The 25,627-nt window shown below is 65.5% G+C and carries 25 protein-coding genes; 11 read left to right on the plus strand and 14 right to left on the minus strand.

Going from position 1 to position 25,627, the window contains the following annotated elements; all coding sequences use genetic code 11:
• Positions 1 to 19: 19 nt before the first annotated feature.
• The 3 genes from AC5RU7_RS03985 to AC5RU7_RS03995 all read left to right on the plus strand — a co-directional run bounded on the left by AC5RU7_RS03985 (position 20) and on the right by AC5RU7_RS03995 (position 1,892).
• A complete protein-coding gene (locus AC5RU7_RS03985) occupies positions 20 to 784 on the plus strand; it encodes an SDR family oxidoreductase (RefSeq protein WP_494051153.1) in 765 nt (254 codons plus the stop codon).
• 97 nt (positions 785 to 881) lie between these two features.
• The gene (locus AC5RU7_RS03990; protein WP_494051154.1) at positions 882 to 1,631 is read left to right on the plus strand and encodes an ANTAR domain-containing protein; all 750 of its coding nucleotides are present in this window, start codon (positions 882 to 884) and stop codon (positions 1,629 to 1,631) included.
• Positions 1,632 to 1,724: 93 nt separating this feature from the next.
• On the plus strand, positions 1,725 to 1,892 hold the full coding sequence (locus AC5RU7_RS03995; protein WP_494010250.1) for a hypothetical protein: 168 nt from the start codon (positions 1,725 to 1,727) through the stop codon (positions 1,890 to 1,892).
• A gap of 11 nt (positions 1,893 to 1,903) precedes the next feature.
• Here AC5RU7_RS03995 and AC5RU7_RS04000 read toward each other — a convergent pair whose 3' ends face one another.
• The 8 genes from AC5RU7_RS04000 to AC5RU7_RS04035 form a co-directional block, all read right to left on the minus strand.
• On the minus strand, positions 1,904 to 2,041 hold the full coding sequence (locus AC5RU7_RS04000) for a hypothetical protein (RefSeq protein ID WP_494051155.1): 138 nt from the start codon (positions 2,039 to 2,041) through the stop codon (positions 1,904 to 1,906).
• Positions 2,042 to 2,141: 100 nt separating this feature from the next.
• Positions 2,142 to 3,482, minus strand: coding sequence for a right-handed parallel beta-helix repeat-containing protein (locus AC5RU7_RS04005; protein WP_494051156.1), 1,341 nt, complete (start codon positions 3,480 to 3,482; stop codon positions 2,142 to 2,144).
• A gap of 26 nt (positions 3,483 to 3,508) precedes the next feature.
• Positions 3,509 to 4,447 (minus strand): carbohydrate kinase family protein, encoded by a 939-nt coding sequence (locus AC5RU7_RS04010; RefSeq protein ID WP_494051157.1) that lies wholly within the window; start codon positions 4,445 to 4,447, stop codon positions 3,509 to 3,511.
• A 35-nt stretch (positions 4,448 to 4,482) separates the two neighbouring features.
• Positions 4,483 to 6,066 carry a glycoside hydrolase family 32 protein gene (locus AC5RU7_RS04015; RefSeq protein ID WP_494051158.1) on the minus strand — a complete coding sequence of 528 codons (1,584 nt, stop codon included), beginning with the start codon at positions 6,064 to 6,066 and terminating at the stop codon, positions 4,483 to 4,485.
• 39 nt (positions 6,067 to 6,105) lie between these two features.
• Positions 6,106 to 7,158, minus strand: a complete 1,053-nt coding sequence (locus AC5RU7_RS04020; protein ID WP_494051159.1) for a LacI family DNA-binding transcriptional regulator — start codon at positions 7,156 to 7,158, stop codon at positions 6,106 to 6,108.
• A 67-nt stretch (positions 7,159 to 7,225) separates the two neighbouring features.
• A complete protein-coding gene (locus AC5RU7_RS04025) occupies positions 7,226 to 8,176 on the minus strand; it encodes a carbohydrate ABC transporter permease (protein WP_494010244.1) in 951 nt (316 codons plus the stop codon).
• Positions 8,176 to 9,063, minus strand: coding sequence for a carbohydrate ABC transporter permease (locus tag AC5RU7_RS04030; protein WP_494010243.1), 888 nt, complete (start codon positions 9,061 to 9,063; stop codon positions 8,176 to 8,178). Before AC5RU7_RS04030 ends, AC5RU7_RS04025 begins: the two co-directional genes overlap by 1 nt.
• A gap of 67 nt (positions 9,064 to 9,130) precedes the next feature.
• Complete coding sequence (locus tag AC5RU7_RS04035) at positions 9,131 to 10,408, minus strand: ABC transporter substrate-binding protein (RefSeq protein ID WP_494051160.1); 1,278 nt, start codon at positions 10,406 to 10,408, stop codon at positions 9,131 to 9,133.
• Between the two features lie 372 nt (positions 10,409 to 10,780).
• On the opposite strand from AC5RU7_RS04035, the gene AC5RU7_RS04040 reads away from it, so the two are divergent.
• Positions 10,781 to 12,115, plus strand: coding sequence for a NosD domain-containing protein (locus AC5RU7_RS04040; protein WP_494051161.1), 1,335 nt, complete (start codon positions 10,781 to 10,783; stop codon positions 12,113 to 12,115).
• Between the two features lie 523 nt (positions 12,116 to 12,638).
• Here AC5RU7_RS04040 and AC5RU7_RS04045 read toward each other — a convergent pair.
• Positions 12,639 to 13,907 (minus strand): glycoside hydrolase family 26 protein, encoded by a 1,269-nt coding sequence (locus AC5RU7_RS04045; protein ID WP_494051162.1) that lies wholly within the window; start codon positions 13,905 to 13,907, stop codon positions 12,639 to 12,641.
• A 504-nt stretch (positions 13,908 to 14,411) separates the two neighbouring features.
• Between AC5RU7_RS04045 and AC5RU7_RS04050 the strand changes: the two genes are divergently transcribed.
• Complete coding sequence (locus AC5RU7_RS04050) at positions 14,412 to 15,290, plus strand: glycoside hydrolase family 25 domain-containing protein (RefSeq protein ID WP_494051163.1); 879 nt, start codon at positions 14,412 to 14,414, stop codon at positions 15,288 to 15,290.
• A gap of 107 nt (positions 15,291 to 15,397) precedes the next feature.
• Complete coding sequence (locus tag AC5RU7_RS04055) at positions 15,398 to 16,060, plus strand: class I SAM-dependent methyltransferase (RefSeq protein ID WP_494051164.1); 663 nt, start codon at positions 15,398 to 15,400, stop codon at positions 16,058 to 16,060.
• A gap of 759 nt (positions 16,061 to 16,819) precedes the next feature.
• Here AC5RU7_RS04055 and AC5RU7_RS04060 read toward each other — a convergent pair.
• Positions 16,820 to 16,975 (minus strand): hypothetical protein, encoded by a 156-nt coding sequence (locus AC5RU7_RS04060; protein ID WP_494051165.1) that lies wholly within the window; start codon positions 16,973 to 16,975, stop codon positions 16,820 to 16,822.
• 306 nt (positions 16,976 to 17,281) lie between these two features.
• Here AC5RU7_RS04060 and AC5RU7_RS04065 point away from each other — a divergent pair, with 306 nt between their 5' ends.
• The gene (locus AC5RU7_RS04065) at positions 17,282 to 17,632 is read left to right on the plus strand and encodes a flavodoxin family protein (RefSeq protein ID WP_494051166.1); all 351 of its coding nucleotides are present in this window, start codon (positions 17,282 to 17,284) and stop codon (positions 17,630 to 17,632) included.
• 512 nt (positions 17,633 to 18,144) lie between these two features.
• Here AC5RU7_RS04065 and AC5RU7_RS04070 read toward each other — a convergent pair.
• Complete coding sequence (locus AC5RU7_RS04070) at positions 18,145 to 18,363, minus strand: hypothetical protein (protein WP_494010237.1); 219 nt, start codon at positions 18,361 to 18,363, stop codon at positions 18,145 to 18,147.
• A gap of 226 nt (positions 18,364 to 18,589) precedes the next feature.
• Here AC5RU7_RS04070 and AC5RU7_RS04075 point away from each other — a divergent pair, with 226 nt between their 5' ends.
• Positions 18,590 to 19,315, plus strand: coding sequence for a hemerythrin domain-containing protein (locus AC5RU7_RS04075; protein ID WP_494051167.1), 726 nt, complete (start codon positions 18,590 to 18,592; stop codon positions 19,313 to 19,315).
• Positions 19,316 to 19,562: 247 nt separating this feature from the next.
• Here the strand turns inward: AC5RU7_RS04075 and AC5RU7_RS04080 are convergent, their stop codons facing one another.
• Together AC5RU7_RS04080 and AC5RU7_RS04085 are read right to left on the minus strand one after the other, a co-directional pair.
• A complete protein-coding gene (locus tag AC5RU7_RS04080) occupies positions 19,563 to 20,777 on the minus strand; it encodes an acyltransferase family protein (RefSeq protein WP_494051168.1) in 1,215 nt (404 codons plus the stop codon).
• Between the two features lie 185 nt (positions 20,778 to 20,962).
• Positions 20,963 to 21,802 carry an SGNH/GDSL hydrolase family protein gene (locus AC5RU7_RS04085; RefSeq protein WP_494051169.1) on the minus strand — a complete coding sequence of 280 codons (840 nt, stop codon included), beginning with the start codon at positions 21,800 to 21,802 and terminating at the stop codon, positions 20,963 to 20,965.
• 124 nt (positions 21,803 to 21,926) lie between these two features.
• On the opposite strand from AC5RU7_RS04085, the gene AC5RU7_RS04090 reads away from it, so the two are divergent.
• The 3 genes from AC5RU7_RS04090 to AC5RU7_RS04100 all read left to right on the plus strand — a co-directional run bounded on the left by AC5RU7_RS04090 (position 21,927) and on the right by AC5RU7_RS04100 (position 24,818).
• Positions 21,927 to 22,313, plus strand: coding sequence for a hypothetical protein (locus AC5RU7_RS04090; RefSeq protein WP_494051170.1), 387 nt, complete (start codon positions 21,927 to 21,929; stop codon positions 22,311 to 22,313).
• Positions 22,306 to 24,333: a DUF8189 domain-containing protein gene (locus AC5RU7_RS04095; protein ID WP_494051171.1), complete on the plus strand. Its 2,028-nt coding sequence runs from the start codon at positions 22,306 to 22,308 to the stop codon at positions 24,331 to 24,333. Before AC5RU7_RS04090 ends, AC5RU7_RS04095 begins: the two co-directional genes overlap by 8 nt.
• Positions 24,334 to 24,572: 239 nt before the next feature.
• Entirely contained in the window at positions 24,573 to 24,818 is a 246-nt protein-coding gene (locus AC5RU7_RS04100) for a three-helix bundle dimerization domain-containing protein (RefSeq protein ID WP_494051172.1), read from the plus strand.
• On the opposite strand, the gene AC5RU7_RS04105 is transcribed toward AC5RU7_RS04100, so the two are convergent.
• Entirely contained in the window at positions 24,784 to 25,599 is an 816-nt protein-coding gene (locus AC5RU7_RS04105) for an MBL fold metallo-hydrolase (RefSeq protein ID WP_494051173.1), read from the minus strand. The genes AC5RU7_RS04100 and AC5RU7_RS04105 overlap by 35 nt on opposite strands.
• Positions 25,600 to 25,627: the final 28 nt, after the last annotated feature.

The raw sequence follows: 25,627 nt of genomic DNA on the forward strand, positions 1-25,627 counted from the left end.
CGGGCATAGGATTTTTCCTATGAGGATTGCCGTTGCAGGGGGAACCGGTACGGTCGGGCGCCACGTGGTGGAGCTCGCCAGGGAGCGCGGCCATGACGTGGCCAGCTTGAGCCGTGCCGATGGGGTGGACCTGGTCAGCGCCCGCGGGCTGGATGAGGCGCTTCGGGGCGTGGACACGGTGATCGACGTGTCTGGAATCAACAGCACGGCCACCAAGAAGGCCGTGGACTTTTTCACCAACGCCTCGCAGAACCTGCTGGCCGCGGAGAAGAAGGCCGGTGTGAAGCACCAGGTGGTGCTCTCGATCGTGGGCATCGACAAGGCCACCTCGGGCCTGTACGCAGGCAAGCTGGTGCAGGAGGACACTGTGCGGCACGGCGGCGTGCCGTGGACCCTGCTGCGGTCCACCCAGTTCCACGAGTTCGTGCCGCGCGTGGTGAAGACTGCCTCCGCCGGTCCTGTGGTGCTGGTGCCCAAGATGTTCACCCAGCCGGTGGCCGCCCGCGAAGTGGCCGAGGCCCTTCTGGCAGCGGCGGAGGCTGGGCCGCAGGGTCGCATCAGGGACCTGGGCGGCCCGCGGCTGGAGGAGCTCGACGGCCTGGTCCGCTCGTACCTGGACAGGACCGGCCAGCGGAAAAAGGTGGTGGAAGTCCCGCTTCCCGGCTTCATGGGAAAGGCCATGCGCAGCGGTGCGCTGATCCCGGCGCCGGGCGCCGCCGTCGGACGCCAGACCTTCCTGGAATGGCTGGAAGCAAGTAGCGGCAAGTACCGGCAGGAAAAGTAGAGTACCCACTACTCGTGCCCTGTCTTGGGGCGTCCCCTTAGATTCGTCTAAAGCCTGCTGCGGCGGGCGGGACCTGACGTTGAGTGGGGGAAGAAGCATGGCGGTACAGGCGGTATCCGGAGGCAAGCGGACGGGACACGCCGGTCTTCTGTTGGACCTGGTCACCGGCGCCGAGACGGACCTCGATTCGGTGCAGCGGCTGGCCGGGGCCGCCGCGGCGGCGCTCAGCGGTTCGGCCGGTGTGGACTGCGCCGCCACCCTGCACCGTGCGGGAACGCCGCCGGTGACGGCAGGGAGCACAGGGCCGGCGGAGTGCCTGGCATCCTCCGAGGAGCGGTACGGTGACGGGCCCATGATGCAGGCCGACGCGGGGCCGGTGCAGGTGGCAGCGGACGGTTCCTCCCAGCGGTGGGATGCATACCGACGGCGGCTGGTTGCGTCCGGCTACGGCGCGGCACTGGCGGTGCCGGTGGATGTGGGGACGCGCGTTTCCTGCACCCTGGTGTTCCTGGGGCCGGAAGGTTTCGACTTCACCCCGGACATGGTCAGCGAGGCCACGTCGTTCGCCGGGGTGGCGTCGCAGAGCATGCAGCTGGCGCTGGAAGTGCGCAGCATCCGGTCCGCCGGCGACAACCTGAAAGCCGTGCTGGAAAGCCGCACCTCCATCGACGTGGCGTGCGGGGTTGTTATGGGCCAGACGCGCTGCTCCTACACGGAGGCATTCAGTAAACTCGCCGGGGTGTCCCGGCAGCGGAACCTGAAGGTCCGCACCGTGGCCGAGAACATCCTCAAAGCCCTGGGCGGCGGCTCGCCGGCAACACGGTTCGAGCCCCCGGCGCTGGCCTAGGGCCAGATCTCTTATGCGTGCCCGAGCCCCGTGGCAGCATCGCCGGACAACCGCGTAGGCTGTTCCAATCACTGCAACCGGAAGGTGGAACGGATGAAGAATTTGGCGGTTGGGATCTTCATTCTCGCCGGGATCTGTTTCATCCTGGGGCTGGCAGTCGAAACATTGCGATTCCTCCTGGGAGTTGCCCCGGTACTGCTGATAGTCGCAGTTCTCCTGCTGCTCCTGCGCCGGTCCAGGGGGCGCCGTATCCCCCGCTAACGGCCGCCGGCCTAGCGGCTCAGCACGAAAATGGCGATGGCCAGGCCGACCACCAGGACGGCGTTCACGACGACGTAGGGTGGGACGCCCCGCTTGGCTTCTGTGGCCATCCTGCGGCGCCCGTGCTTGCGATTAATTACCTCTGCCATGCCCCGAATCTATGCAGCCCCCCGGGGCCGGCACCCGCGTAATGCCTACTCGTTTTACTAAACCCCACTACGTGCTCCCCCATCCTGCGGGCTTCCCCTCCTACAAGCCGATCGTCGGGGTGGCCCTGAAGGCGTTGGCGGTTTTGTCCAGGACAACCTGGGCGTCGCTTCCGGAATCAAGGATCGTGTTCCGGGCTGATGCGGCATCGACCATGACGGTCGTGACGGCCAGGCCCTCGGACGCTTCGGTTGCCAGCAGGGCGTCCACCTGGGCGGCGAAGCAGGAGTCACTCGACTTGGCGGAGACGTCCATGGCCACCACATGGTTGTTGGAGACAAAGTTGCCTGCCCCCGCCGCCAGCCTGATGATGACAGGCGTGGCACCGGCCGGCCGGATGCTCTGCGAGTCGACGACCTCGGAAAAGTGGTTGCCCACCACGGAGTTGTTGCTGCCGCTGATGCTGAGGAGCCCGGTGGAGTCGTCCAGTCCGTTGTCCACCCCCAGGAATGGGGTCCAAGGCTCGTGGTCGCGCAGGAAGTGGTTCGTGGCCACGAGGTTTTCCGAGCTGTTGTCCTCGAGGAGCACCATCCCCGGGTAGAAGGAATGCAGGCGGTTGTTGGTGACGCTGGAACGGGTGACCCCTTTGAAGTGGACGCTGCTCGCGCCCCGGGGGAAGACGTTGTTCGCGGTGATCAGGAGCCCGCCGTGGTTCTCGGCGTAGATCGAGCGGCCCTTGAAGCCGGCCCCCACCAGGTTGTCCGTGATCTTTGAGGCCTGTCCCCAGCCCCGCAGTTCAATGCAGCTTCCGCATTCGGCAATGAAGTTGTCGTGGATGGACAGCGCGTCTGCGTGGTAGATGGTGAGGGCGTGCTCCAGGTAGACGAACCCTATGCCGGTGATGCGGAACGAGTCGTTGGCACTCGCGGCATAGATGCCGGTCTTGCCGTTGACGTAGGTGTTTTCTGCATGCAGCTCCGAGCCGTCAGGGGTGAAGTGCAGCCCGTCGATGCAGAAGTTGGAGAACTCCACCGAGCTGATCCGCGGGCTTCCGCTCCGCTCGATGTAGAAGGCGGCGCCCTTGGCTTCCTCCCCATCCCCGGCAGGGGGAAGGTCCACGATGACCCGGCTTCCGCCCGGCCACAGCTCGTGCAGGTCCGGCCATTCATCTTCGGGCACGTTGAAGCGGATGCTCGACGACGTGAAGCCGTGCCCGGAGCCCTCGATCCGGAGGAAGCTGACGTCGATCAGCACCTGGGTGCGAAGGTGGTAGTCCCCCGGCGGAAGGTAGATCACCGCGCCCGGCTTGCCGCCGTCGTTCACGTCGGTGGCCGCCTGCCGTTCCTTGATGTCCGCGATGATGCTGTTGATGACTTCACCCACGTCCTTGGCCGGATTGCCGACCGGCCACGTGGTTACGTCGTAGTAGTTGTTGCTTGGCATGGGCTCTTCCTTTTGCGTTCTGGTTCTCATGGTGCCACCGTTTGATGCGCCGGGAGCCCGGCCTGCAGTTCCTCCGCCGTCGGCGGGTTGGCGCCGGGGCGGCTGACCGTGATGGCCGCTGCCCTGGAGGCCATCCGGCCCAGCGACTCCAGCACGGACGGCGCCAGCCCGTCCGCCCCGCGCATGAGGAGTCCGTAGACCAGGGCTGACATGTAGGAGTCGCCGGCGCCGATGGTGTCCGCCACTTCCGCAGCGACCGGGGGTACGGCCATCTGCGCGCCTGCCGTGGTGAGCAGGGATCCCTCAGCTCCGCTGGTGACGGCGACGAGCCCGGCCCCGAGGTCCAGGATGCGCTGTGAGACGTCCTCCAGGGACAGCCGCGGGTAGAGCCACAGTGCGTCCTCGTCGCTGAGTTTGACCACCTCCGTGAACGGGACGAGTTCCTCGAAGATGGTCTTCGCCTCGAAGTGGCTGCCGAGCAGGGCAGGTCGGATGTTGGGATCGTAGGTGACCATGCAGCGCCGGTGTGACTGCTCAAGAAGTTCCCTGACCACAGCCGCCCCCGGCGCCAGGAAGGTGGCGATGGAGCCGGTGTGCAGGACTTTGGGCAACGTCGCCGGGGCGATCCGCGCAAGGTCCCAGCGGATGTCGAAGTCATAGTGCGCCGACCCGTCGGACGCCAGTGTCGCCGTCGCCGTGGCGGTCCGGCCTGGCCCCTTGGAACCGGGCAGGAGTTCGACGCCGGCGCTGCGCAGGTGCTGCTCGATGGCCGCGCCGCGCGGGTCGTCGCCGATCGAGGTCAGCAACGCGGTGGCCGCACCTAGCCGCCCGAGCCCGTAGGCCACGTTTGCCGGTGACCCGCCGGGGTGCTCCACGGTGCCCGCGGACGAGACGACGATGTCCACAAGGGCTTCACCGACTACTACGACGTCAAGGCCCGGTTGGGGGTCATCGTTCGTGTACATTTCTTCGGACCTTTCTTGGATTGCCCATCCTGCCGTCAGGCAAGGGTTGAGACCGTGAGCTTCCGGACTATTGCCGGGCCTCCCGCGGCCGCCAGCCAGTTCTCCTGGCTTCCGGCGTCGGGGAAGATGAGGTCGGTCAAGACCACCGCCCCGCCCTGCGCAAAGACCTCCACCGAGCAATGGTCGGCGACGATCTGCAGCTTGAGGACGCCGTCCTCAAGAACCAGCGGCGCTGACTCCACGGACGAAAACTTTTCGTGGAAGCCCGTGTCCCCTGACCGGCGGCGGTCCAGGACGAGCCGGCCGGTGGCGGCGTTATAGCCCAGGACGGTGCCCGTGCTCCCGTCCTCGTTGGCGAACAGATGGAAGGCCACGTGCTCAGCACTGCCGGGCAGGATCTCCGCCTCGATGACCTGGGCGCTGCCGGGTGCCGCAGCCGGCAACCGCAGGACCGAGTCCTGCAGTTCGAACGCTTCCGAGATGATCCGCTCCGCGACTGCGGGCGGCCCGTCTACGGCAGGGTGGCCGGGCAGGACAGGCTGCTGGACCAGGCGGGCAGAGCCGCTGGCTGCGGTGAGGCGCACTTCGCGGGCGAGGGTCATCGAGGACCGCCAGGGAGCGGTGGGCAGCTGGTTGGCGTAGTCCCAGTTGTTCATCCAGCCGATGATGATGCGCCGCCCATCGGGAATGTTGCTGAAGGAGACGGAGGCGTAGCAGTCGCGCCCCCAGTCCAGCCACAGGCATTGCTGCAGGGCGGCAGCGGCTGCGGCGGAATCACCCAGGGCGCTGACCCCGGCCGGAGCCGCAACTGAAGAGGAGTCCGGGACGAACCGGGCGCCGTCGAACTCGCCCACGAAGTACTGGCCTCCGGAACCTCCCGCCACCGCACCCGGGTTGACGTTGACGATCAGGACCCATTTGACGTTGTCCTGGTCCCCGTCCACGGCAAGGGGAAAGAGATCGGGGCATTCCCATTCGCCCTGGTCTGCGTTCATGGGGCCAAAGTCGCTGAGGAAGTCCCAGGTCTTGAGGTCGTCCGAACGGTAGAAGACCACCTTCTGGTGCTGCGCTTCGACGGCCACCATAATCCAGCAGGGACTCTGCCCGCCCTCGTAGCGGAAGACTTTGGGGTCGCGGAAGTGCGCGGAGTTCCTGGTGAGGACAGGGTTTCCGCCGTACTTCTGCCACGTCATGCCGGCGTCGGTGCTGTAGGCCAGGGACTGCGCCTGCGTGCCGGAGTGTTCGGACGCGGCCTTGTAGGCGCTGGTGTAGATGGCCACGAGGGCAGGTGCGTCCGACGTGCCGAAGCCGGACGTGTTTCCGTGGTCCACCACCACGCTGCCGGAGTAGATGTCCTCGGTTTCGTCGCAGGCAATGGCCACGGGGTGTTCCGTCCAGTGGAGCAGGTCATGGGAGGTGGCGTGGCCCCAGGACATGTTCCCCCACACGTTGCCATACGGGTTGTTCTGGAAGAAGAGGTGGTAAAGGCCGTCGTGGAAGACCAGGCCGTTGGGGTCGTTCAGCCAGGTGTCCCGGGCCGTGAAGTGGATGGCGGGACGGAACCTGGCGGTCCCGGCCGGAGGTGTTTCCGGGCGTGCGGCATCAAGGAAGGTGGACATGTTGGTGCGGTCCTCTTGGAAAGTGGAAGGGGCTGGCTGCTAGGGCCGGGGAGCCGCGATGGAATCGCGGCGCACCAGCGGGCAGCCCAGGATGGTCGGGTGGAGTGCCATGAGGGTCAGGTCTGTCTTCCCTTCGACGGCGTCAATCAGGTGCTCGGTGGCCCAGGCACCCATCTCGTAGTGGGGCAGGGCCACGGTGGTGAGGCCCGGGTGGAGGTTGGCGGCGATCAGCTCCTGGTCATCGAAGCCGACCACCGAAAGGTCACCGGGGATGCTGAGTCCCAGCTCGGCGGCGGCGCGGTAGGCTCCCATCGCCATCCGGTCGTTGTAGCAGAACAGTGCCGTAGGCATGTGGGCGCGGTCCTTGCGTGCCAGGATCCGCCGGGCCGCCTCGTAGCCGCCGTGCACTTCGGAGACCTCGGACTCGACAGGTGCCGCGTCGCCGTCGAGCCCTGCTTCGGTCAGCATGGCCCGGAACGCCTGGAGCCGCTGGCGGGTGGCGGGGACATCGTCGGTGTTGTTGATGAAGCCCACCCGGGTGTGGCCCGCTTCGAGGAGCGCGCCCACGGCGGCGCGTGCACCGCCGTCCTCGTCCGGGATCACGGCTGTGATGTTTCCGCCTTTGGCCACCGAATCCACCAGCACGGAGGGCACGCTGCCGAGGTTGGCCGGCAGCTCCACGTTGCGGTGGTACATGGTGGCGTAGAGGATGCCGTCCACCCGGCGCTCCAGGAGGGCTTCGACGTCGGCCTGCCGGGATTCGAGGCTCGCCGAGCCGGAGGTGTTGATGATCATGAGGCCGTACCCCCGGGCCTTCGCGGCCTCGTCGGCGCCAAGGATGATGCGGCCGGCGTGGGGCGTGGTGGCAATATCCTCGCTCACCAGGCCCAGCATGCCGGTCCGCTGCGTGCGCAGGGCCTGGGCCAGGCGGTTGGGTCCGTAGCCGAGCTGCTCGGCGGCGGACTTGACCTTGTCCCTGGTTTCAGGGCTGATCCGGGCGTAGGAAACCTCGTTGAGCACGTGGGAGACAGTTGTCACGGAAACGCCGGCGGCGACGGCCACGTCCTTGATGCCGATGTTCTTGTTGCTCATCTGTGTCCCACGTCCTTATGGTTTGTCCGGTATGAGTAGGCTACCGACGAATGTCGGTTCCCCCTGGCTAGCCCTTGACGGCGCCGAGCGTCATGCCCGCCACGATCTTGCGCTGCAGGAGGAGCGTCAGCAGGATGACCGGGATGGAGTAGACGGCGGCCAGGGCCGTCATGGATCCCCAGTCCAGGCCGAACTGGGTCTGGAAGTTCGCGATGACCACGGGCGTTGTCTGCGAGCGGATGGCCGTCATCAGGAGGGCGAAGAGGAACTCGTTCCAGGAGGCCAGGAAGGCGAAGATCGCCGTGACGGCGATGCCGCCGGAGACCACCGGGATGACCACCCGCCAGAGGGCACCGAGCCTGCTGCACCCGTCCACGGTTGCCGCCTCCTCCAGGTCTTTCGGGACCGCTTCGAAGAAGCTGGACATCAGCCAGATGGAGAGCGGCAGGGAGATGGTGGTGTGGGCGATGGACAGCGCGATGGGTGTGTCGGCCAGGCCCACGGATCCCATCATGGAGGCCAGCGGAATGCCGATTGCCACCGGCGGGACCATGCGCGTCACCAGGGCGGCCATGATGAAGATCCGGCCGCTGAGCGTCTTGTACCGGGTGATGCCGTAGGCGGCGGGAACCGCCAGAACCAGGGAGAGCACTGTGCTGATGATGGCCGTCTGGATGCTGTTGATGAACGACGCCGGCACGCCGCTGCGGCCCAGCGCGTTGGCGTAGTTCTCCAGCGTCCACTCCCGCGGAAGGATGGTGGGCGGCACCGCAATGGTGTCGATCGGAGTTTTGAAGGACGTGAACAGCAGGTACAGGAACGGGAATCCGTAGAGCACCATGGCGGCCGCGAGGAGGACCCACAGCAGGGTGCGGGTGCTGCGCCGGCCGGCCTCCAGCCCTTCCCGGTTAACGCCGCGGCGCTTGCGGGGACGGACGACGGCGGGTGCTGCGGAAGGTGCCGCAGCCGCCCTGGCCGGGGTCCCGCCGTCGTGCGTGGTTTTTTCGGCGACGCGCATCAGTTGTCCTTTCCTGGCCGCCAGATGGTGGACACCGCGACGAACGCGACGGCCAGCATCGCCAGCAGGTAGATGGTGCCCATGGCGCTGGCCAGGCCCGGATCGCCGAAGCGGATCATGGTCCGGTAGATCAGCAGGCTCATGGTTTCCGAGGCGGACTGCGGGCCGCCGTTGGTCTGGATGAGGATGGTGTCAAAGGCCCTGGCCGCGTCGATGCCGCGGACCACCAGCGCGACGGCGATGACCGGCCGCAGCAGCGGAAGAATAATCCGGAACAGCAGGGCCGGTGCCCGGGCGCCGTCCAGCCGTGCCGCTTCGATCAGGTCACCCGGGATGTTCTGCAGCCCGGCGAAGAGCACCAGGCACATGAACGAGGTAGTCAGCCAGATGTCCGGGATGGCCACCGAGTAGAGCACGATGCCGGGGTCTGAGAGCCAGCCGATCTGGTTGGGGTTGTCCAGGATGCCCGCCTGGTGCAGGAGGGTTCCGATGAGGCCGAAGTTGTCGATCATCAGGAACTTCCAGAGCAGGCCTGCCACGATCGGGGCGATCATGAGCGGGTACATGAACACCGTCCGCCAGATCTGGGAGCTGCGGCCCAGCATGGTGAACAGCAGGGCCATGCCCAGGCCCAGGGCGAACTCGAGGGTGACCACCACCAGGGTGTACGCCAGGGTCCGCCAGCCCGCTCCCGTGAAGGCCTCAGATGCGAAGGCGCGGAAGTAGTTGTCCAGGCCCACGAAGTCGCGGGGGCCGCCGGCGATCGGGGAGATTTTGAAGAAGCTGTCCGCCACCAGGCGGAACAGCGGGAAGGCCACGAATATTGCCAGGAACAGCGCCGCTGGTGTCATCAGGAACAATGCGAAGCGGCGGTCGGAGATGCGCACGGTTTTCTCTTCCGCTGGTTGGGGCCGCGGCCGGCACCGGTGTGTGCAAGTGCCGGCCGCGGGGGTCTTACTTGAGGAGGTCCTCGATCTGCTTCTTGGCGTCGGCGAGGAGGGCGGCGGAGTCACCGCCGGCAACGGCCTTCTGCAGCATGGGAACCAGGACGGTGTCCACGATCTGCTGCCACTTCTCGGTGGCCGGGCGGGTGGCGGTGGCTTCACCGTTGAGGGTTTCGATCAGCGGCTTGAAGCTCTCGTAGCCTTCCTTGTCCTGGTACTTCTCGAACGCCGAGATGCGGGAGGCCAGGCCCAGGCTGGATTCGATGCCCTTGTCGTTGTAGTCGTAGGCGCACTTCACGAACTTCTTGGCCGCCTCGGTGTTCTTGGTGGCCTTCGGAACGGTCAGGTACCAGGGGCCGGGAACGCCGCCGACGCCGGCGGATCCGGCGATCATGGGGGCTGCGCCCACCTTGCCCGCCACCGGGGAGTCCTTGGGGATCTGCCGGTAGGCGTGGGCCCAGAACCGGGTCATGGCGGTCTGGCCCTGGTTGAACAGGTTCTGCGCTGCGGCCCAGTCAACCTGTGCTGCGCCGGAGGGAGCGTACTTGGCCAGGCCCACGTAGAAGTCCAGGGCTTCCTTGTGCGCGGCGTTGTCAACCACCACCTTGTCGCCGTCCAGGACCATGGGCGAGCCGGCCTGCAGGACGTGGGCCAGCCACTCGGTTTCCACGCCGCCCTTGACGTCCGTGCCGTACATGCCGTCCTTGGTGAAGAACTCGGAGATGTCCTGGTACTGCTTCCAGGTGGTGGGGGCAGCCAGCTCGTAGCCGTACTTGGCCTGGAAATCGGCCTTGTTCTTGGCGTCCTCGAACAGGTCCTTGCGGTACAGGATGATTTCGGCGTTGGTCCAGGCGGGCAGGCCCACGAAGTGCCCGTCCACGTTGGCTTCCTTGACCAGGGACGGGAAGATGTCCTTCTTGGCCTCATCGGTGAAGATCTCATCAATGGGCTGCAGGGCGTCCTTGAAGCTGGGCAGCCACACGGAGTCCAGGGCGGCCACGTCGAAGGAGACGTTGCCGGAGGAGAATTCACTGGAAAGCCGGTTGAACATGCCGTCGTAGGGCAGTTCGACGAAGTTGACGTCCACGCCGGCGTCCTGCTTGCACTGCTGGGCGACACCGGTCAGTTCGGCGTGGCCGCCTGCTTCGACCAGGACGTTGACGGTGTTGGTGCCGGCGCTTCCGGTAGACGTGGCCGGGCCTCCTGCGCCGCATGCCGAGGCGGCCAGTGCGACGGCGGTGCAGATGCCGCCGACGGCGAGCCTGCTGATGAATTTACGAGTGGACATCGCTGTCGACTCACTTTCTCTTGAACGGAATGGTGAGAGTGACTGGGGTCTGAAAAATCGTTTTGCCAAAACGACTTGGCACTCACGATAGGACGAGGAACCTGAGAGTGTCAAGGGTCACTGCTTTGCCAAAACCAAGAGAAATTTTGGCGTTGACAGCTGTTGCACCGCCCTCCTAGCCTCGAGGTATCCGGACGCCCAATCGTTTTGGCACACGCCTGGAAATTTCCGGCTCTACGGAGAGCAGGGACACTTCCATTTACAGACGCGTACACCGAGGCCATCAAGACCCGCCGCTCTGTGCTGCAAAAAACCAATGCCTTGCAGTTCCGGATAGCCCACACATTCCACTGTGCATTGAGGAGAAAAGCGTTGACTGACAAAAATTCGGTATCGGTGGACCCGAGCCGACGCAGGCTGTTAGGCGCTGGCGCTGTTGCCACCCTTACCGGAGCGCTGGCCTTCGGCGCTACAGCACCGGCACACGCCGCTGACAGCCCGGAAGAAACGAACATCTACGACGTCACCTCGTGGAAGATCAAGGGCCGGCCGGAGGTGACGGCACAGGTGGACATTGGTGCGGTCATCAACGACATCATCGCGGACATCAAGAGGCGCCAGACCACGGCGGACACCAGGCCCGGTGCCGTCATCACCATTCCCCCGGGAGACTACGATCTTCGGACCCAGGTGGTGGTGGACATCAGCTACCTGACCATTGCGGGATTTGGCCACGGGTTCTTCTCCCGCAGCATTAAGGACAATGCGGACACGTCCGGCTGGCTCGAGCTGCAGCCCGGCGGCAGCCACATCCGTGTCCTCACCCAATCAGCAGCGCCGCAGGCCTTCCTGGTTCGCGGGGCTGGAAGTCCCCGCCTGTCCGGAGTCGTTTTCCGCGACTTCTGCCTTGATGGCGTGGAGTTCCCGCCGGACGGCAACAGCTACAGGAACGGCAGGACCGGCATTGAAGTCGCCTCGGACAACGACTCCTTCCACATCACCGGCATGGGTTTTGCGTATCTGGAGCACGCGCTCATAGTCCGCGGCGCCGACGCCCTGCGCGTTCACGACAACATGATCGCCGAATGCGGCAACTGCGTAGAACTCACCGGCGCGGGACAGGCGACGATCATCAGTGACAACCTCATGGGCGCCGGGCCGGAGGGCGCCACCCTGCTGGCGGAGAATCACGAAGGTCTTCTCATCACCGGTAACAACCTGTTTCCCCGGGGCAGGAGCCTGGTCGAGCTGACCGGCTGCAACAGGTGCTCGGTGACTTCGAACAGGTTCCAGGGCTTCTTCCCCGGGATGATGCGGCTCACCAACAACTGCAAGGAAAACCTCATCACCGGCAACCACTTCCGCCGGGGCATGGAAGGTTTCCCGCCGTTCCTCGGAGTATCCAACGGCCTGGACGATCTGTACGGCGTGGTTCACATTGCGGGAGACAACAACCTCTTTTCCAACAACCTCATCGCCTACGATGTCTCGCCGGAGAGGATCGTCCCGCCGAATGCCCAGCCCACGATGGTCCTCATCGCCGGGGGCGACAGCAACGTGGTGGCCACCAACCATGTTGTGAGCAACGTCGAAGCACAGAACGTCGTCCTGGACGCTTCCACGGTCCGCTCGAAAGTGCTCGACAGCGGCCCCGCTTCCAGGGTCACTTCCTACAGCGCCGATACCGCCATCCGGCCTACCCCCTAGCCCGGAAAACGCCCTGCCAGAAGGCGGAACGCCCGGCAAGGGGAAAGCCCCTCCTAGGAGGGGCTTTCAACGTAGTGGTCAATTGTCATTCGGTAATGATCAGCGGTGATGCACTCCCCCTTCCCGGACGCCCCCGGCGCCCATCCGGACTATGACACGAACGATGTTAATAACACCGGACCGGGCGCGTAAAGGGGTTTGGGAGAGAAACTTCACCGGAAGTTGGACGTCACGAATCCTCCCGTTACCCGGCCAGGCACGCAGGCGGCTTTACGGACGACGGCGCCTTCGGTAGGCCTAAACCGGGCAGGGCTGTCGTGCAGATGATGGGAGACAGCGGCCCAGGCGCGACAAGCACGAGGAGCCTGCTCACCACTGCCCGGTGGCGAGCAGGCTCCTTGCATGAGGACATCCCGGAAGCCGTCCGTGCCGCTGCGGCCCGGATCACCGGAAGGGCCGCGGAGGACTTGGATGTCCATGTGGACTACTAGCACCTCATCAAACACCGCGCCCGAGTTGGTAGTTACTTCGGTCGGGCGGCCAAAGCCCGTGCCAGGGCTTCAGCAGATGAGCTGCTGCTGTTGATACGCCAGTCAGTTTCCTTGTTGAAGTGGAACCAGGTGACAGCTGTGACATCGCCCTGGGCAGCAAGGTAGCTGACCAATGAAGTGTTCCAGTCGGCTTTGGAGCCGCCCTGCTCGGCCGAGGACGTTTCAGCGATCAGGATCTGCTTGCCCGGCGCCAGGGTGCGGAGCTCTGACAGCCCTTGTCCGAATAGCTGGGAAGGCTCTTGCCAAGAGCTCCATGACGCTGATGTCCCCCAGTTGTAACCGTCCAACGCGACGGCGTCCACGTAGGAGGATCCGGGGTACAGCCCGGTCAGGGGCGTCGATCCCCAGTAGGGAACGTTAGGGTTCCAGACCCAGGTGATGTTGGACGCCCCGGTCGCTTCGAGCACGTCGTGGACATGCCGCCAGGCGGCGACGTAGTCGCCGGAGCTGTTGCTGTTGATACCCTCGGCCCAGGGGTACCAGTTGCCGTTCATTTCGTGCCCGAACCGCAGCATCACCGGATGTCCCCAACTGGCCAGCGCCTGACCCCAGCCCCGCAGGTAAGTATCGAAGTCTCCAGCGGCGATGCGGTCAAGGGCGTAGGCGGGCTGATCCGTGCCGCCGCCCCAGGTCCACGGTTCCCAAGTCAGCAAGGTAACAGCACCACGGGCCCGCACAGCATCGAGTTCAGTCAGCGGAGGCGCCTGGTTGAAGTCCTTGTAGGACAGTATGATCGAAGGCGCCTCCCCGGCCAGGGCTGCCACCTCATCCAGTTCTGCGCCGGCCAATGGTCCTCCGGGTGTCCCGACCCCGAAGCGCAGCGCGGCTGTGCTGATGGCGGCGGTTGTCGGGGCTGGTTCGGAGACCGTTGTCGTTTCCCCGGTGTCTTCGGTGGTGGTGGATGGTGAGCTGTAGGTGACAGTGAAACCCGCGACTGCCTGCGCTGCTCCCGATACAGCCTTGATGGCAACCGCCGGGTCGGTCGTCACCGGGATGACCACATCAACCTTGAAGTAACCCGAAGGACTGGTTTTGAACGGCACCTCATTGGTGCCACCAGTAACCGTGCCCAGGCTCTTTTTGGGAAACCCTGTCCCGGTGACCGTCACTGATGTTCCTGCCGGCCCCGAGGCGGGGTTCAGGCTGATGGCCGGGGTGGCGGCGTGAACGGCAGGAGCCGCACCGGCCAGCATCCCTGCCACCAGCGCCAGGACGCAGGCAATAAAACGAAGCTTTCTCATAAGACTCCCAGACTCCAGCCCCCTCCCCCGGTCTTGTCCCGGGGGGAAAAATTACGGGCACAGCAAATGCCATGCCTCATAAGTCTTCGCCCTGGCCTACACCAACACACGCCGGATCAGCGCAGGATTTGCCAAGGATCCTGTAAGCATCGTTTACGCGGCAGTGGCCGGGATGCGTTTCGGTGCTGGTCGTTCAAGGCCCAGCCCCCACCAGGAGCGGGTACTCCCCGCCGTCGGCAATCTCATTCGCTGCCGCCATGGCAGCCATGGCATCCTCTTCCTCGATCCTGACCTGGGAATCCCAGACAAGATGAATTCACCCCGGCCGTACGCCGCAGGCGACCGCCTACCCATCCCTTCGCTAGCGACCGAAATAGGGGGATTCGCGGTCTTTCACCCTTTGCCATGCCAGCGTAAAGTCTTACCACCTCCGGGTACGGGCCGGACGGCACGGCGCAGGACGCGCATGTACACCATAAGCAGCAGGTGACGGGAGCATTGGTCATGGCACGTTACGGGATGAAGATGGCTTACACGTTCCTGGCCCTTTTCGGGCTATTGGCCACAGGAACGGTTCCGGTGGCAGCGGCTCCGCCGTCCCAGAATAAGGACCTTGTGGGCATCGACATATCCTGGCCCCAATGCGACAAGATCAATACCCTTCCCACCGGGCAGGCTTTCGCGATCATAGGCGTCACCGGCGGACTGGCTAATAACAGCAACCCTTGCTTCGCTGAGCAACTCGCATGGGCCAAGAAAAATACCACCGGGCACCCCACCCAGCCCCAGATTTCTTTGTACGTAAACACGGCCAATCCTGGACATGAAGGCTCCTGGTGGCCAGCATCCAATGTGTATAAAGACGTGGTGGTCCCAGAGCCCTACGGTAAGTGCGAGCCCGCAAGCAAAGGCGAACTTGAAGGCCCGGTCGACCTTCCCTGCTCATACGTGTACGGCTACGCGAAGGCCTATGACGACGCCAAGGAACGAGGCGTGACGGACCCTGGCAGCTATTTCTGGTGGCTCGATGTCGAGACAGAAAACAGCTGGCAGACCGGCGAGGAAAACAGCACAGCCCTGAACCGGGCAACCCTTGAAGGGATGGTCGACTACTTCCAGACCATCACTGCCGGACGTACGGACGCCGAAGGCAAGGACGCCGGTGTCGGGATTTACTCGACAAGCTACCAGTGGGGAATCATCGCCGGGACCGTGCCGGCCGACAGCTCCCTCGATGGGCTGCCAAGCTGGCTGGCAGGTGCCAAAACCCTGCGGGGAGCGAAATCAAATTGCTCGCTTCCTGGCTTGACGCCCAGCAGCCCCGTAACAGTGACCCAATACGTATCGGCCGGACTCGACTACGACTACGCCTGCAAAAAATAAGCAGCTGAGCCGTACTTTCTACCGGGACTGCCGCTCTTGCCGTGGCTTCGTGCAACCGGAACTTCCTCCCAGTTACGATGACGACCTGACTACCCGGGAAGGTCGACATGCGCCAGACCACCAACAATGACATTACGAGAGCCTTCAACAGGAATGCGCCGCTTTACGACAGGTGGATGCGTCTTTTTGAACGATATATTGCCGTTGGAGCCCGGGCCTGGGCTGTATCGATGGCCCGCGGGAAGGTCGTTGAGATAGGGGTTGGCTCCGGCTTGAACCTTCCCCTGTACGGCCCGGACGCGCAGCACGTGACGGGGATTGAACTTTCCGAGGAGATGCTCGCCATCGCCCGCGAACGCGTAGCGAGCAAGCGCATCGACTTGCATCACGGTGACGCGCAGGCCCTGACCCTGCCGTCCGAAAGCGCAGACACCGTCCTTTCAACCTTCACTTTCTGCTCGATTCCTGATCCGCTGGCAGCCAGCCGCGAGGCTTACCGGGTGCTCCGTCCGGGCGGGTCATTCATACTGGCCGAACACGGCCGCCCCACCCACGCCCTCGGGCATCTGATGATGCGTGCAGTCGAACCGTTATGCGTGCTAGTGAGCGGCGAACACATCACCCGTAACCCCGTGCCATACCTCGTAGGCGCTGGGTTCACCGTCACCGAAGTCCAACGCGCCGGACCAGGCGGCATCATTTTTCAGATAATCGCCAGCAAGCGGCACCAATCTTCCCCCGAACCACAGGGGCCCGCTCGAATTACGTGAATCTGTTTCCTGAGCCACGACCACGCGATCGGCCGCTTCGCGGTGGATTAAGCACCAAAATCCACGCCTTGGTCGACGGTGAAGGCAGGCCTCTGCTGCTGGTTGCCCCGTGCAGGGCGAAGATGCACCCACGTTCACCCAGCTGATGGACCAGCTGAAAAGCAACCGCGCCGGTCCCGGCAGACCCGCACCCGCCCCAACCGTGTCCGCGGTGAGGTGGCATCAGGACCCCCCGCCTTTGACAAGGAAGACTACAAAGGCCGCAACGTCGTGGAGCCAACTTCGATATCTTCAAACAGCGGCGGGCGCCGGCAACACCCTAGACAAACTCGCCCTCACCTACCGCGGCGGAGCGGCCCTCCGGGCAATCAGCATCTGGCTGACACGCCCTAGTGGCGGGCTTTTGCGCGGATCACTCCGGCTGCCAGGAGGCCGGCAGCCCCGAGTGAGGCCAGCATGCTGCCAAGGGCTACAACGTACTCAGTAAGCGTCATTGCTTCCACTCCCCTTCGAATCCGAACTGTCTGATGGCCACAAGCTACGCCCGGCGGGTCAAGGTTGGCCGAAGGATCGCCGCGGGTTGGGTCAAGATCTGAACAGGAGTTTCCGCCCGGGCGCCTATCCCGGTGAAGCCGCAGTCACGGGTTTCGCACGCTTGTCAGCAGATCACCAACCTGGCAATCGAGCACAGGGTCATGCCGCGGTCTGCCAGCAGATCGTCCAGGTGGCAGTGGATGTTTGACGACTCCTCCGCCGGCACTAGACGAGCCCCTCGGTGTCTTTCTCGAGCCGGCGGCCGTACTCGAAGACTCCCGCTATCAGGAGCATTGCAATGCCCACCATGGCCGGGGCGATGTTGAATTCCGCCGAGAACACCGCCGACTCACCTGGCGTGCGGGCGTCCGCACCGATCATCTCTGCGAGCCGGCTCCGGCCAACGCGAGACTTGCAGCCGGGCCTGACGGCAGGACTGGGACAGTTGCTTCCACCGACGTGAAATGCCCTGTGGCCTCCAGCGACAGGCCGGAGGCTGTCTGGTGCGTCGTGGCCACCGGAAGCGCCAGCGTCACCGGCCCGGTAAAGAGCCCGAGGGTGCAGTGCGGGTCTGAACCTCCCTTCCCGCTGCACCTGGTAAACGGGTGGCCCATCCGGGACGAATCGTGTCCACGAATCGCTTGCGGGCACCGCAGGTGGTGCCCGCCCGGCAGCCAGGGCGTCCAGGTGTCCTCGCTGCGGGTGGTGGACCACAACGTGAAGCGCGGCGTGCAGGTGGACACTGGCGACGGGGACGAGTGGCCGCAACTGCGGGAGCGGATCCTCGCGGCGGACATTCTCCTGCTGGCCACGCCCATCTGGATGGGCCACCCCGCCAGCGTGGCGCAGCAGGTCCTGGAACGGCTGGACGCGGACCTGTCGGAGGAGGACGACCAGGGCCGGCCGGTCATGTACGGCAAAGTGGCGGCCGTCGCCGTCGTCGGAAAGGAGGCTGGGGCGCACAAGAGCGTCGCGGACATGATGCAGGGCCTGAACGACGTCGGCTTCAGCAGGCGGCAGGAGTATCCGGCCAAGTAGGCCGCCCGGACGCGGGCACTGGGTGTTTCCTCGGTAGCTGCGCAGGTCCTGTGCCGGTTTGGTCCGGCGGACTCCCGGGGGTTCGGACACTTAACCTGCCCAAGCCTTGACGGTTTCTTGACGGCAATTTCGCGTCCGCTTGAGGATGACGGTCCAAAGTAGTTTCTGAAAGGCCGCGGCGCATGGGGGTGCAGCTGGAGCTGGGTCCAGTGGTACCGCAGCCTTGAGTCGGGAAACCGACGGTTTCAGCGCTTGGCGGTGTTGAGCAAACAGCACCGCCAAGCAAATCCCCGAAAAGTCGTGCTCTTCGTTATTCCTGGTTTCAGCGGGGCTGGCTCCGGAATGCTGCCGTCAGAACCAGCCCCGCCTTTCTTGGCAGGCGCCGCGGTTGGTATCAACGCAAGCCCCGCCGTCGCATCATCTTCTGGCAATGCCCGGGCGCGGGACAACGTCTTCCAGGTAAACAGCAAGCAACCATTGGGGGCCACGGCCGCCGGCCCCATGTGGCGGGGTCAGACGGGGTTGTTGGAATCCAGCTCGTCCGGGTCCTGCTTGTCGCCGTAGCCCGTGGCTGAAGCCAGTCCCCCTACCTGCTGGCCGGCGTTGGTCAGGCCGGGCGTGAAATGCTCGTCCGGGGACGCCTCGTGCTCGTCCAGCGTTGCCGGGACGACGTCGTTCCGCAGATGCTCGTCGTCCGGAAGATCTTCTGTGTGTGGTGTCTTATCGCTCATCCCTCCAGCGAATCATCCCTCGGCCATGAGGGCAACGGCCGGTCGTGAAAACCGGAATGCGTGATTTATGGGCTTGCAGTTCCCGTCGTGTTTCGGAACTCCAGACGCCCCCGGCACCCTGCAGGTTGTAAGTGACGCATTTCGGTCACCGTTGTCCGGCAGGAAGGCAAGCGATACCATGCTCGCGGGGAGAGGGCTTTGTCTCACGACGAGTTAGGGGCCCATCATGACCGACTTCTTCACCATGCAGCCCGGCGAGACCGCAGCTCCCCTTCCTCCGGGGCCGGTCCTGTGCGGCGGATCGGCAGCCATGCGCCGCATCCACCGGTTCTTCCTGTGGGCGTACAGCGAGGCGCCGGGCCTGGTCCGCTCCGTCAATGCCGGCGACCCCGCCCGTGCCGCGTATGTGGGCGAGGTGCTGGGCAACTTCGACAAGGTGCTCCACATCCACCACGAGGGCGAGGACCTGCTGATGTATCCCCAGCTGGAGCAGCGGGCCCCGGCGTGTGCGCTGCATGTGGCGCAGATGCTTGAGCAGCACCGGCAGGTCACCCAACGGCTGGAGGCCATCGAGCCACTGCGCCTGCGCTGGATGGAGACGCCGGACGCCGCTTTGGGTGACGAGCTCGCCGGGCTTTATGAGGACCTGTCGGCGGTCCTGAATGTGCACCTGCGGCGCGAGGTCACAGAGGTGATGCCCGTCGCTGACCGGGTGATGACCGAGGAAGAGAGCAAGGCCATCGGGCAGCACGGCGTCAAGCAGTTCGACAAGAAGTTCATGGTTGCCTACCTGGGGATGGTGCTGGCCACCAACCCGCCCGCGGATCGCAAGGAACTGTTCGCCGAGATCCCCGCGCCGGTCCGCCTCGCGTACAAACTCGTGGGGCGCCGCATGTACCGGAAACAGTACGCAACGCTCTTCCCGGGACGGCCGATCCCCGAGACGCTCTAGTCGCACAGGCTCCTGGCCGTCTGAAGGATGGCATTCCCGACGCCACCCGCCTAACCCAGGCCTTTGAATCTTGAGGAATTCTTGACCGTATCTGTCCCTCGTCTTGAGTTGTTGGGTGCACAGTGATGCCTGGAGGGCTGCCCTGCGGGACCAACACCCCTTCGATTACTTGAGAACCAGACTCGGGGCCGGTGACGGAGGCGGCGGATCAGCGCAGATCCGCAAAAAGTCACCGGTCCCCTCATCTTTAAGCGCCCCGCCCCGCAGTAGCGAGTTCTCGCTCCGGCGCGCCATTGCGGACCGGACGGACGACGGCGGGCTCCAGCCTTTCGTTTGCCCAGCGCCGGAGCGGCCGCTCCACCAGGCGGAAGGACGCCCAGGCGAACAACACGGTGAGGGCCGCCGAGAGCGCGATGCGGAGCGGCAGCTCCGGGACCAGTGGCATCAGCAGCAGGTACACGGGGATGTGCCAGAGGTACATTCCGTAGGAAAGGTCCCGGCCAGGCCCGGCAAGCCAGGGGTGGCTGAGGAACCGTGCCATGGACCCGGCGGGCTGTAGGACAAGGGAGCCGAGCAGCACAGCTGTCAGCAGGGAGAGCACCGTGGGGCCGAGGGTCCAGAAGGCGCTGAACCAAGGGCCGGGCGTATGCGGTTCTTCCAGCAGGAACAGTGCCGCCAGCAGGATGAGGGCGGCCGGCAGCGCGGCCCGGCGGGACACGGCCTGCAGGGAAACGTGGGCCCGGGAACCCGGCCTGGTGCACACCAGCAGCAGGGCCAGGGCACACCCGATCAGCAGTTCATCGGCCCGGGTGTCCGGCCCGTTGTACAGCCGGCCCAGCGGCGCGCCGGCCATCACCAGCACGAACCGCTCCAGCAGGAAGGCCGCGGCCAGGCCGGCCGTAGCCCAAGCCACGGTGCGGACCCGCCAGAACCGCAGCATCACCAGCAGGAGCAGCGGCCACACCAGGTAGAACTGCTCCTCCACGGCGAGGGTCCAGGTGGGGCCGAGGGTTTCGCCGGTGATGGAGTTGCCGAACATCCCGAAGTGCGCCAGGTTCATGACGTAGCCCGCCGCCGGCAGGACGAACTCCGCCTGCCCTCCCCAGCCCGATGCGGGAAAGACAAAGCCCACCGCGAGGATGACCGCGCACAGGGCCAGCAGCGCCGGCCAAAGCCTGGCCAGCCGCTTGGCGTAGAAGACCCCCAGCCGCAGCCTGCCGGTTGCCTGCCACTCCTTCATGATCAGCAGGGTAATTACGAAGCCGCTCAGGGTGAAGAACACGTCCACCCCGATGAATCCACCGGGCATCTGTTCGGTTGCCGCGTGAAAGAAGAAGACGCCCGCCACCGCGATGGTGCGAAGCCCGTCCAGGGCATGCTTGCGCCCTGAAATCAGCCCGCCTTCCGGGCTTGAGGGGCGTTCCGAAACTGACGAATTTCCGCTGCTAGACCTAAAAACCACTAAGCAAGCATATATAACGTTTCGGTAACTGCGCTGGATGAAGTCTGGACGCAGGCTGGGAACCAGCCCCGCCGGACTACGATCCGAAGCGGCACCTCTCCCCTGCCCGCGGTGAGAGTTTTTGGGCAGATATGGCGGGCTGAGGGCCTTGGAAGTCGCCATATCTGCCCAAAAACTCCAGAGGGTTATTGGGTGAGGGTGGCCCAGGATTCCAGGAACTTTTCCGCAATGTAGGCGTGGCCGGCGGAGTTCGGGTGGGCACCGTCGGCGTCGAACTCCGGGCTGTTGGCAGGAGTGAACCAGCCGGCGTCGATGGCGTCCACAAACGGGGCGCCGGCTGCCTCGGCGCCGGCACGGACCGCGGTGTTCGTGGCGCGGAGCTCCTCCGCCAGCGGCTGGGGCGCCGAAGGTCCCAGCACCACCACCTGGATCCCCGGCCAGAACCGGCGCGCCGCCAGGATGGTCTGCGTGGTGGCGGCCTTGACCTCCTCCGGGTTGGGGATCTGGGCGTCGTTCTGGCCGCCCTGCAGGATGAGGACGTTCGGCACAAAGGACGGGGTGGCGGCAATCTCCTGGAGCCGAAGCTCGTACTCGCCGCCCAGTTCGTCCTGCGTTCCCCCGCCCCAGGCAAAGCCGGTTCCGCCCACGCCGTCGATGTTGGTGGGGTATCCAAGCGCGTTGGCAACCAGGTAGGCCCACCCCTGGTTCGGCGCATCAGCACCATCCCCGGCCGTGTAGGAATCGCCCAGGATCAGAACCACCGGCTCGGCCGCCAGCTCGATTCCCGCCGGCGGTCCTGTTGTAGGCGCCGTGGGAGTGGGGGTGGCGGTGGGAACCGAAGGAGAACTCGAGGCCACAGAGGCTGCGGGCGTGGACACCTGGGTGCTGGCTGGAAGAGGTTCCACGGCCGCCCCCAGGCCGCCCGGGTTCATCAGCGCGAGCGCAGCCACCCCAAAGGCGAGGACCGCCAGCACCGCGAGTGCAGCGTACTTGACCCAGTCCTGCATGCGCCTGCCGTTTCTCATCACGCGGCAAATCCTACCGGTCCCGCGTCGCCGCCCACGGAAGGGGCGTCCCCCGGGCAGTAACGGTGCAGTAACGCCCGTCTGATCGACTTATTCCTGTGGTTCGTTCGCGTGAGGACGGGTGATGATGGGGCAGCCGTGGAGTTCCCTCCGGGTGGCCGGTTTGGCGCTGGTCGTCCCGGAACAGCTGGCCCCCTCACAGGAACACACCATCGAGGGCGGCGCCGCTGTCCTCGAAGGCGCCGGCATCAGGCTGACCGTCGACGCAAGCCCCTTCGCCGACCCCCTCACCCGCTACGCGGCCAAACCCGGCTACGAGCACTGGCAGGAAAACGTGGGCAGCGGCACCGCGGACTTTGTCTCGTTCGAGGAGGAGGGAATCCGCACCCTTGCCGCCACCTTCCCCGGCCGCGCCACCGCCGTCGTCCATCTGTCCCCCGGCGCGGAACGGGACACCGCACTGCAGATCCTGCGAAGCATCCGAACAGATCAAGGAGAGTCCAATGACTGAAGAGCAGTACCGCGCGGCGCCGTATCTGGCCGCCGTCGAAAACACCGCCGCGGGGGAACGGCATCCGGGGTTCAGCAAGGTGCAAAGCTACCTTGAGCGGTTCGGCTACCTGGGCGAAGCAACCCCCAGAGAGCTCGGTGTCCTGGACGACCCCACCGAAGGGGCCCTGAAGAATTTCCAGGAATTCTTCCACCTGCCCGTCACCGGCGTCTTCGACGACGCCACCCGCGACGTCATGATGCAGGCACGCTGCGGCCTTCCGGACATGCGCGGCGGCGCAATCGCCTTCGCCACCCAGTGCGCGTGGACGGACCGGACCCTGACCTACGCGTTTGACACCGGGACCGACGACGTTGCGGGCACCGCTGACTTCGACGCCATCCGCCGTGCCATCCAGACCTGGCAGAACGTGGGCGGGCTGACCTTCACCGAGGTGGCCCTCGGCTCCAGCCCGGACATCCGCATCGGCTGGCGGCCGGCAGCGGACCCGGACCACTCGATGGTGGGCGGGGTCCTGGCCCACGCCGACTTCCCGCCCGGCTGCAGCGTGGTCACCAACACCCTGCCCAAGCCGGTCCACTTCGATGACAGTGAGCACGTCTGGAGCGTGGGTGCCGCGGCGAGCGCCTTCGATATCGAGACGGTGGCCCTGCACGAGTTCGGCCACATCGTGGGGCTGGCGCACTCCAGCGTGGCGAACGCCGTGATGGCCCCCACCGTGTCCTCCAACTTCACCAAGCGGACCCTCACCCAGGACGACATCGACGGGTTCCGTGCCCTCTACCCGGCGGCCCCGCAGGCCTGGTCCGGCTGGAACTCCCTGGGCGGCGTCATCACCTCGGATGTCTCGGTGGGCAACAACAAGGACGGCCGGCTGGAGGCATTTGCCCGCGGCACCGACGGCGCCGTGTGGCACCGGTGGCAGACCGCGCCCAACGGCAACTGGTCGGGCTGGAACTCCCTGGGCGGGGTCATCACCACCGAGATCGCCGTAGCCAACAACCAGGACGGCCGGCTGGAGATCTTTGCCCGCGGCACCGACAACGCCCTGTGGCACCGATGGCAGACAACCCCCAACGGGAACTGGGCCGGCTGGAACTCGCTGGGCGGCGTCATCACCGGGCCGCCTGCCACCGGCCGCAACGCCGACGGCCGGCTGGAGGTTTTCGCCCGTGGAACCGACGGCGCCGTATGGCACCGCTGGCAGACCGCACCCAACGGCAACTGGTCCGGCTGGAACCCCCTGGGCGGCGTCATCACCTCCGAGATCACCGTAGGCAAGAACAAGGACGGCCGGCTCGAGGTCTTCGCCCGGGGCACGGACAACGCGCTGTGGCACCGCTGGCAAGCGGCACCCAACGGCAACTGGTCCGGCTGGAACTCCCTGGGCGGCATCCTCACATCCAACATCGCCATCGGCAGCAACAAGGACGGCCGGCTGGAGGCCTTCGTCCGGGGCACCGACAACACGCTCTGGCACATGTGGCAGACGGCGCCGAACAGCGGCTGGTCCGGCTGGCGGTCCCTGGGCGGCATCCTCACCTCCGATATCGCCGTGGGCAGGAATGCGAGCGGCCGGCTTGAGGCCTTCGTCCGCGGCACCGACAACACGCTCTGGCACATGTGGCAGACCGCGCCGAACAGCGGCTGGTCAGGCTGGCACACCCTGGGCGGCATCCTCACCTCCAACATCACGGTGGGCAGCAACGCCGACGGCCGCCTGGAAGTCTTTGTCCGCGGCACGGACAACGCCATGTGGCACAGGTGGCAGAACATGCCCTTCCTCACGGAAGAGTCGACCGGGGCTGCGGCGATGGCCGGGGGCACGGACGTCTCGTCCGACGCCGGCGCTCCCCAAACGGTGGAGATGCCGCCTGGCGCCATGGCCGAGAGCGTGACAACCGACGGCCACAAGAGCCGCGAAGGACAGGACATGCCCGCGGGGGCGATGGACGGCGCGGAGAAGGAAGCCGTGAACGCGCAGGAGATGCCGGCGGGAGGCATGCCGACAGCCGTCTGACCAGGCACAAAGGCGGGACGTACGACGACGGCGCGCGGCCGCCGTCGTACGCTTCGGTTCCGGACGTGCCGGGCAGGCTCGGGCCGCAAACTGCCGCCCCGCGATGCCTGTTGCGGCTTTCCGCAGACTTCCTCCGCAGGCCCTTTTCCCAGCGCCGCCCGTCCGTATCATTCAAGGATGCAGCCCGGCTCAGAATCGCACAGGTTGTCGTTGGCTCTCCCCCGAGGGGAGGACCGGTAATGCTCAAAAGGACCGAAGCCCAGGCCATCGCGGCCGTGGTGGAGCGGCTCGCCGAGCGGTTCCCCGATGAGCCCCGCTCCGTAGTCGAGGACGTGGTTGCCGAGGAGTACAGCCTGCTGGACGGCTGCCGGGTGCGGGACTACGTCGCAATCCTCGTGGAACGCGGCGCCAAGCGCAGGCTTGTCCGCCGGCAGTTCACCGTGGACTTCGCTAGTGCTCCCGGCGGGTCTCCTGGAGCCGTTTGATGAACCAGCGCGACTGCTCCGGCCCGTAGGGCAGGACGGGGATCGCCTTGGTGGCGTCGCTTGGGGTGTCGCGGATGGACTGGCGCGCCTGGCGGACGGCGGTGGTCATGGTGTCCGCCATGGTCTTGACGAACTGGTCGCTGCACGGCTTCCCGTGCCCGGGGATCAGGAACTCGTAGCGGTGACGCAGCGCTGAGATGTGGCGCAGCGCGTCCGCCCACTCCTCCGGGTAGGAGTCCTCGAAGGAAGGGTGCGCGCCCTGCTCCACGAGGTCGCCCACAAACAAGGTGGTGGGGGTGCCCACCAGGAGGTCGCCGTCGGTGTGGCCGCGGCCCAGGTAGAAGAGCGTGGCGGTGAGGCCGCCCAGGTCCACCAGCACCGGCTGGTCCTTCACGATGGCGTTGGGGACCACCAGTTCCACGTTCTCGCCCTCACCGGCGGACATCTCCGATTCCAGCGTCCCCACGAAGCGGCGCTGCAGGTCCCCGTGTTCGTCGATTTCGGTGGCGCAGTTCTGGTGTGCCCAGAACTCCGTGACGCCGGCTTCGGCGAACACCGCGTTGCCGAAGAAATGGTCGTAGTGGGCGTGTGTGTTGACGACGACGAGCGGCAGCTGGGTCTTTTCCCGCACCGCGTCCAGGATTTCCCTGCCCTGCCGGGGGCCGCAGCCGGTATCGATCACCATGGCCCGTTCGGATCCGACGATGAGTCCGGTGTTCAGCAGCGATCCTTCGGTAACCAGCACATAGTTGTCCGCGCCGACTTCGAGCCATTCCGACATTGTTTCTCCGTACCTCCGGCAAAGCAGT

The sequence above is a fragment of the Arthrobacter sp. K410C genome, from assembly GCF_059090105.1.

What these genes read in the sequence shown, in the direction of transcription:
- AC5RU7_RS04075 (WP_494051167.1), top strand. Translation starts at nt 18,590, where the DNA reads ATGACCGACTTCTTCACCATGCAGCCCGGCGAGACCGCAGCTCCCCTT.
- AC5RU7_RS04000 (WP_494051155.1), bottom strand. Translation starts at nt 2,041, where the DNA reads ATGGCAGAGGTAATTAATCGCAAGCACGGGCGCCGCAGGATGGCCACA.
- AC5RU7_RS04035 (WP_494051160.1), bottom strand. Translation starts at nt 10,408, where the DNA reads ATGTCCACTCGTAAATTCATCAGCAGGCTCGCCGTCGGCGGCATCTGC.
- AC5RU7_RS04060 (WP_494051165.1), bottom strand. Translation starts at nt 16,975, where the DNA reads ATGATCGGTGCGGACGCCCGCACGCCAGGTGAGTCGGCGGTGTTCTCG.
- AC5RU7_RS04055 (WP_494051164.1), top strand. Translation starts at nt 15,398, where the DNA reads ATGCGCCAGACCACCAACAATGACATTACGAGAGCCTTCAACAGGAAT.
- AC5RU7_RS04050 (WP_494051163.1), top strand. Translation starts at nt 14,412, where the DNA reads ATGGCACGTTACGGGATGAAGATGGCTTACACGTTCCTGGCCCTTTTC.
- AC5RU7_RS03985 (WP_494051153.1), top strand. Translation starts at nt 20, where the DNA reads ATGAGGATTGCCGTTGCAGGGGGAACCGGTACGGTCGGGCGCCACGTG.
- AC5RU7_RS04010 (WP_494051157.1), bottom strand. Translation starts at nt 4,447, where the DNA reads ATGTACACGAACGATGACCCCCAACCGGGCCTTGACGTCGTAGTAGTC.
- AC5RU7_RS04090 (WP_494051170.1), top strand. Translation starts at nt 21,927, where the DNA reads ATGATGGGGCAGCCGTGGAGTTCCCTCCGGGTGGCCGGTTTGGCGCTG.
- AC5RU7_RS04095 (WP_494051171.1), top strand. Translation starts at nt 22,306, where the DNA reads ATGACTGAAGAGCAGTACCGCGCGGCGCCGTATCTGGCCGCCGTCGAA.
- AC5RU7_RS03990 (WP_494051154.1), top strand. Translation starts at nt 882, where the DNA reads ATGGCGGTACAGGCGGTATCCGGAGGCAAGCGGACGGGACACGCCGGT.
- AC5RU7_RS04100 (WP_494051172.1), top strand. Translation starts at nt 24,573, where the DNA reads ATGCTCAAAAGGACCGAAGCCCAGGCCATCGCGGCCGTGGTGGAGCGG.
- AC5RU7_RS04105 (WP_494051173.1), bottom strand. Translation starts at nt 25,599, where the DNA reads ATGTCGGAATGGCTCGAAGTCGGCGCGGACAACTATGTGCTGGTTACC.
- AC5RU7_RS04015 (WP_494051158.1), bottom strand. Translation starts at nt 6,066, where the DNA reads ATGTCCACCTTCCTTGATGCCGCACGCCCGGAAACACCTCCGGCCGGG.
- AC5RU7_RS04025 (WP_494010244.1), bottom strand. Translation starts at nt 8,176, where the DNA reads ATGCGCGTCGCCGAAAAAACCACGCACGACGGCGGGACCCCGGCCAGG.
- AC5RU7_RS04070 (WP_494010237.1), bottom strand. Translation starts at nt 18,363, where the DNA reads ATGAGCGATAAGACACCACACACAGAAGATCTTCCGGACGACGAGCAT.
- AC5RU7_RS04085 (WP_494051169.1), bottom strand. Translation starts at nt 21,802, where the DNA reads ATGAGAAACGGCAGGCGCATGCAGGACTGGGTCAAGTACGCTGCACTC.
- AC5RU7_RS04005 (WP_494051156.1), bottom strand. Translation starts at nt 3,482, where the DNA reads ATGCCAAGCAACAACTACTACGACGTAACCACGTGGCCGGTCGGCAAT.
- AC5RU7_RS03995 (WP_494010250.1), top strand. Translation starts at nt 1,725, where the DNA reads ATGAAGAATTTGGCGGTTGGGATCTTCATTCTCGCCGGGATCTGTTTC.
- AC5RU7_RS04045 (WP_494051162.1), bottom strand. Translation starts at nt 13,907, where the DNA reads ATGAGAAAGCTTCGTTTTATTGCCTGCGTCCTGGCGCTGGTGGCAGGG.
- AC5RU7_RS04020 (WP_494051159.1), bottom strand. Translation starts at nt 7,158, where the DNA reads ATGAGCAACAAGAACATCGGCATCAAGGACGTGGCCGTCGCCGCCGGC.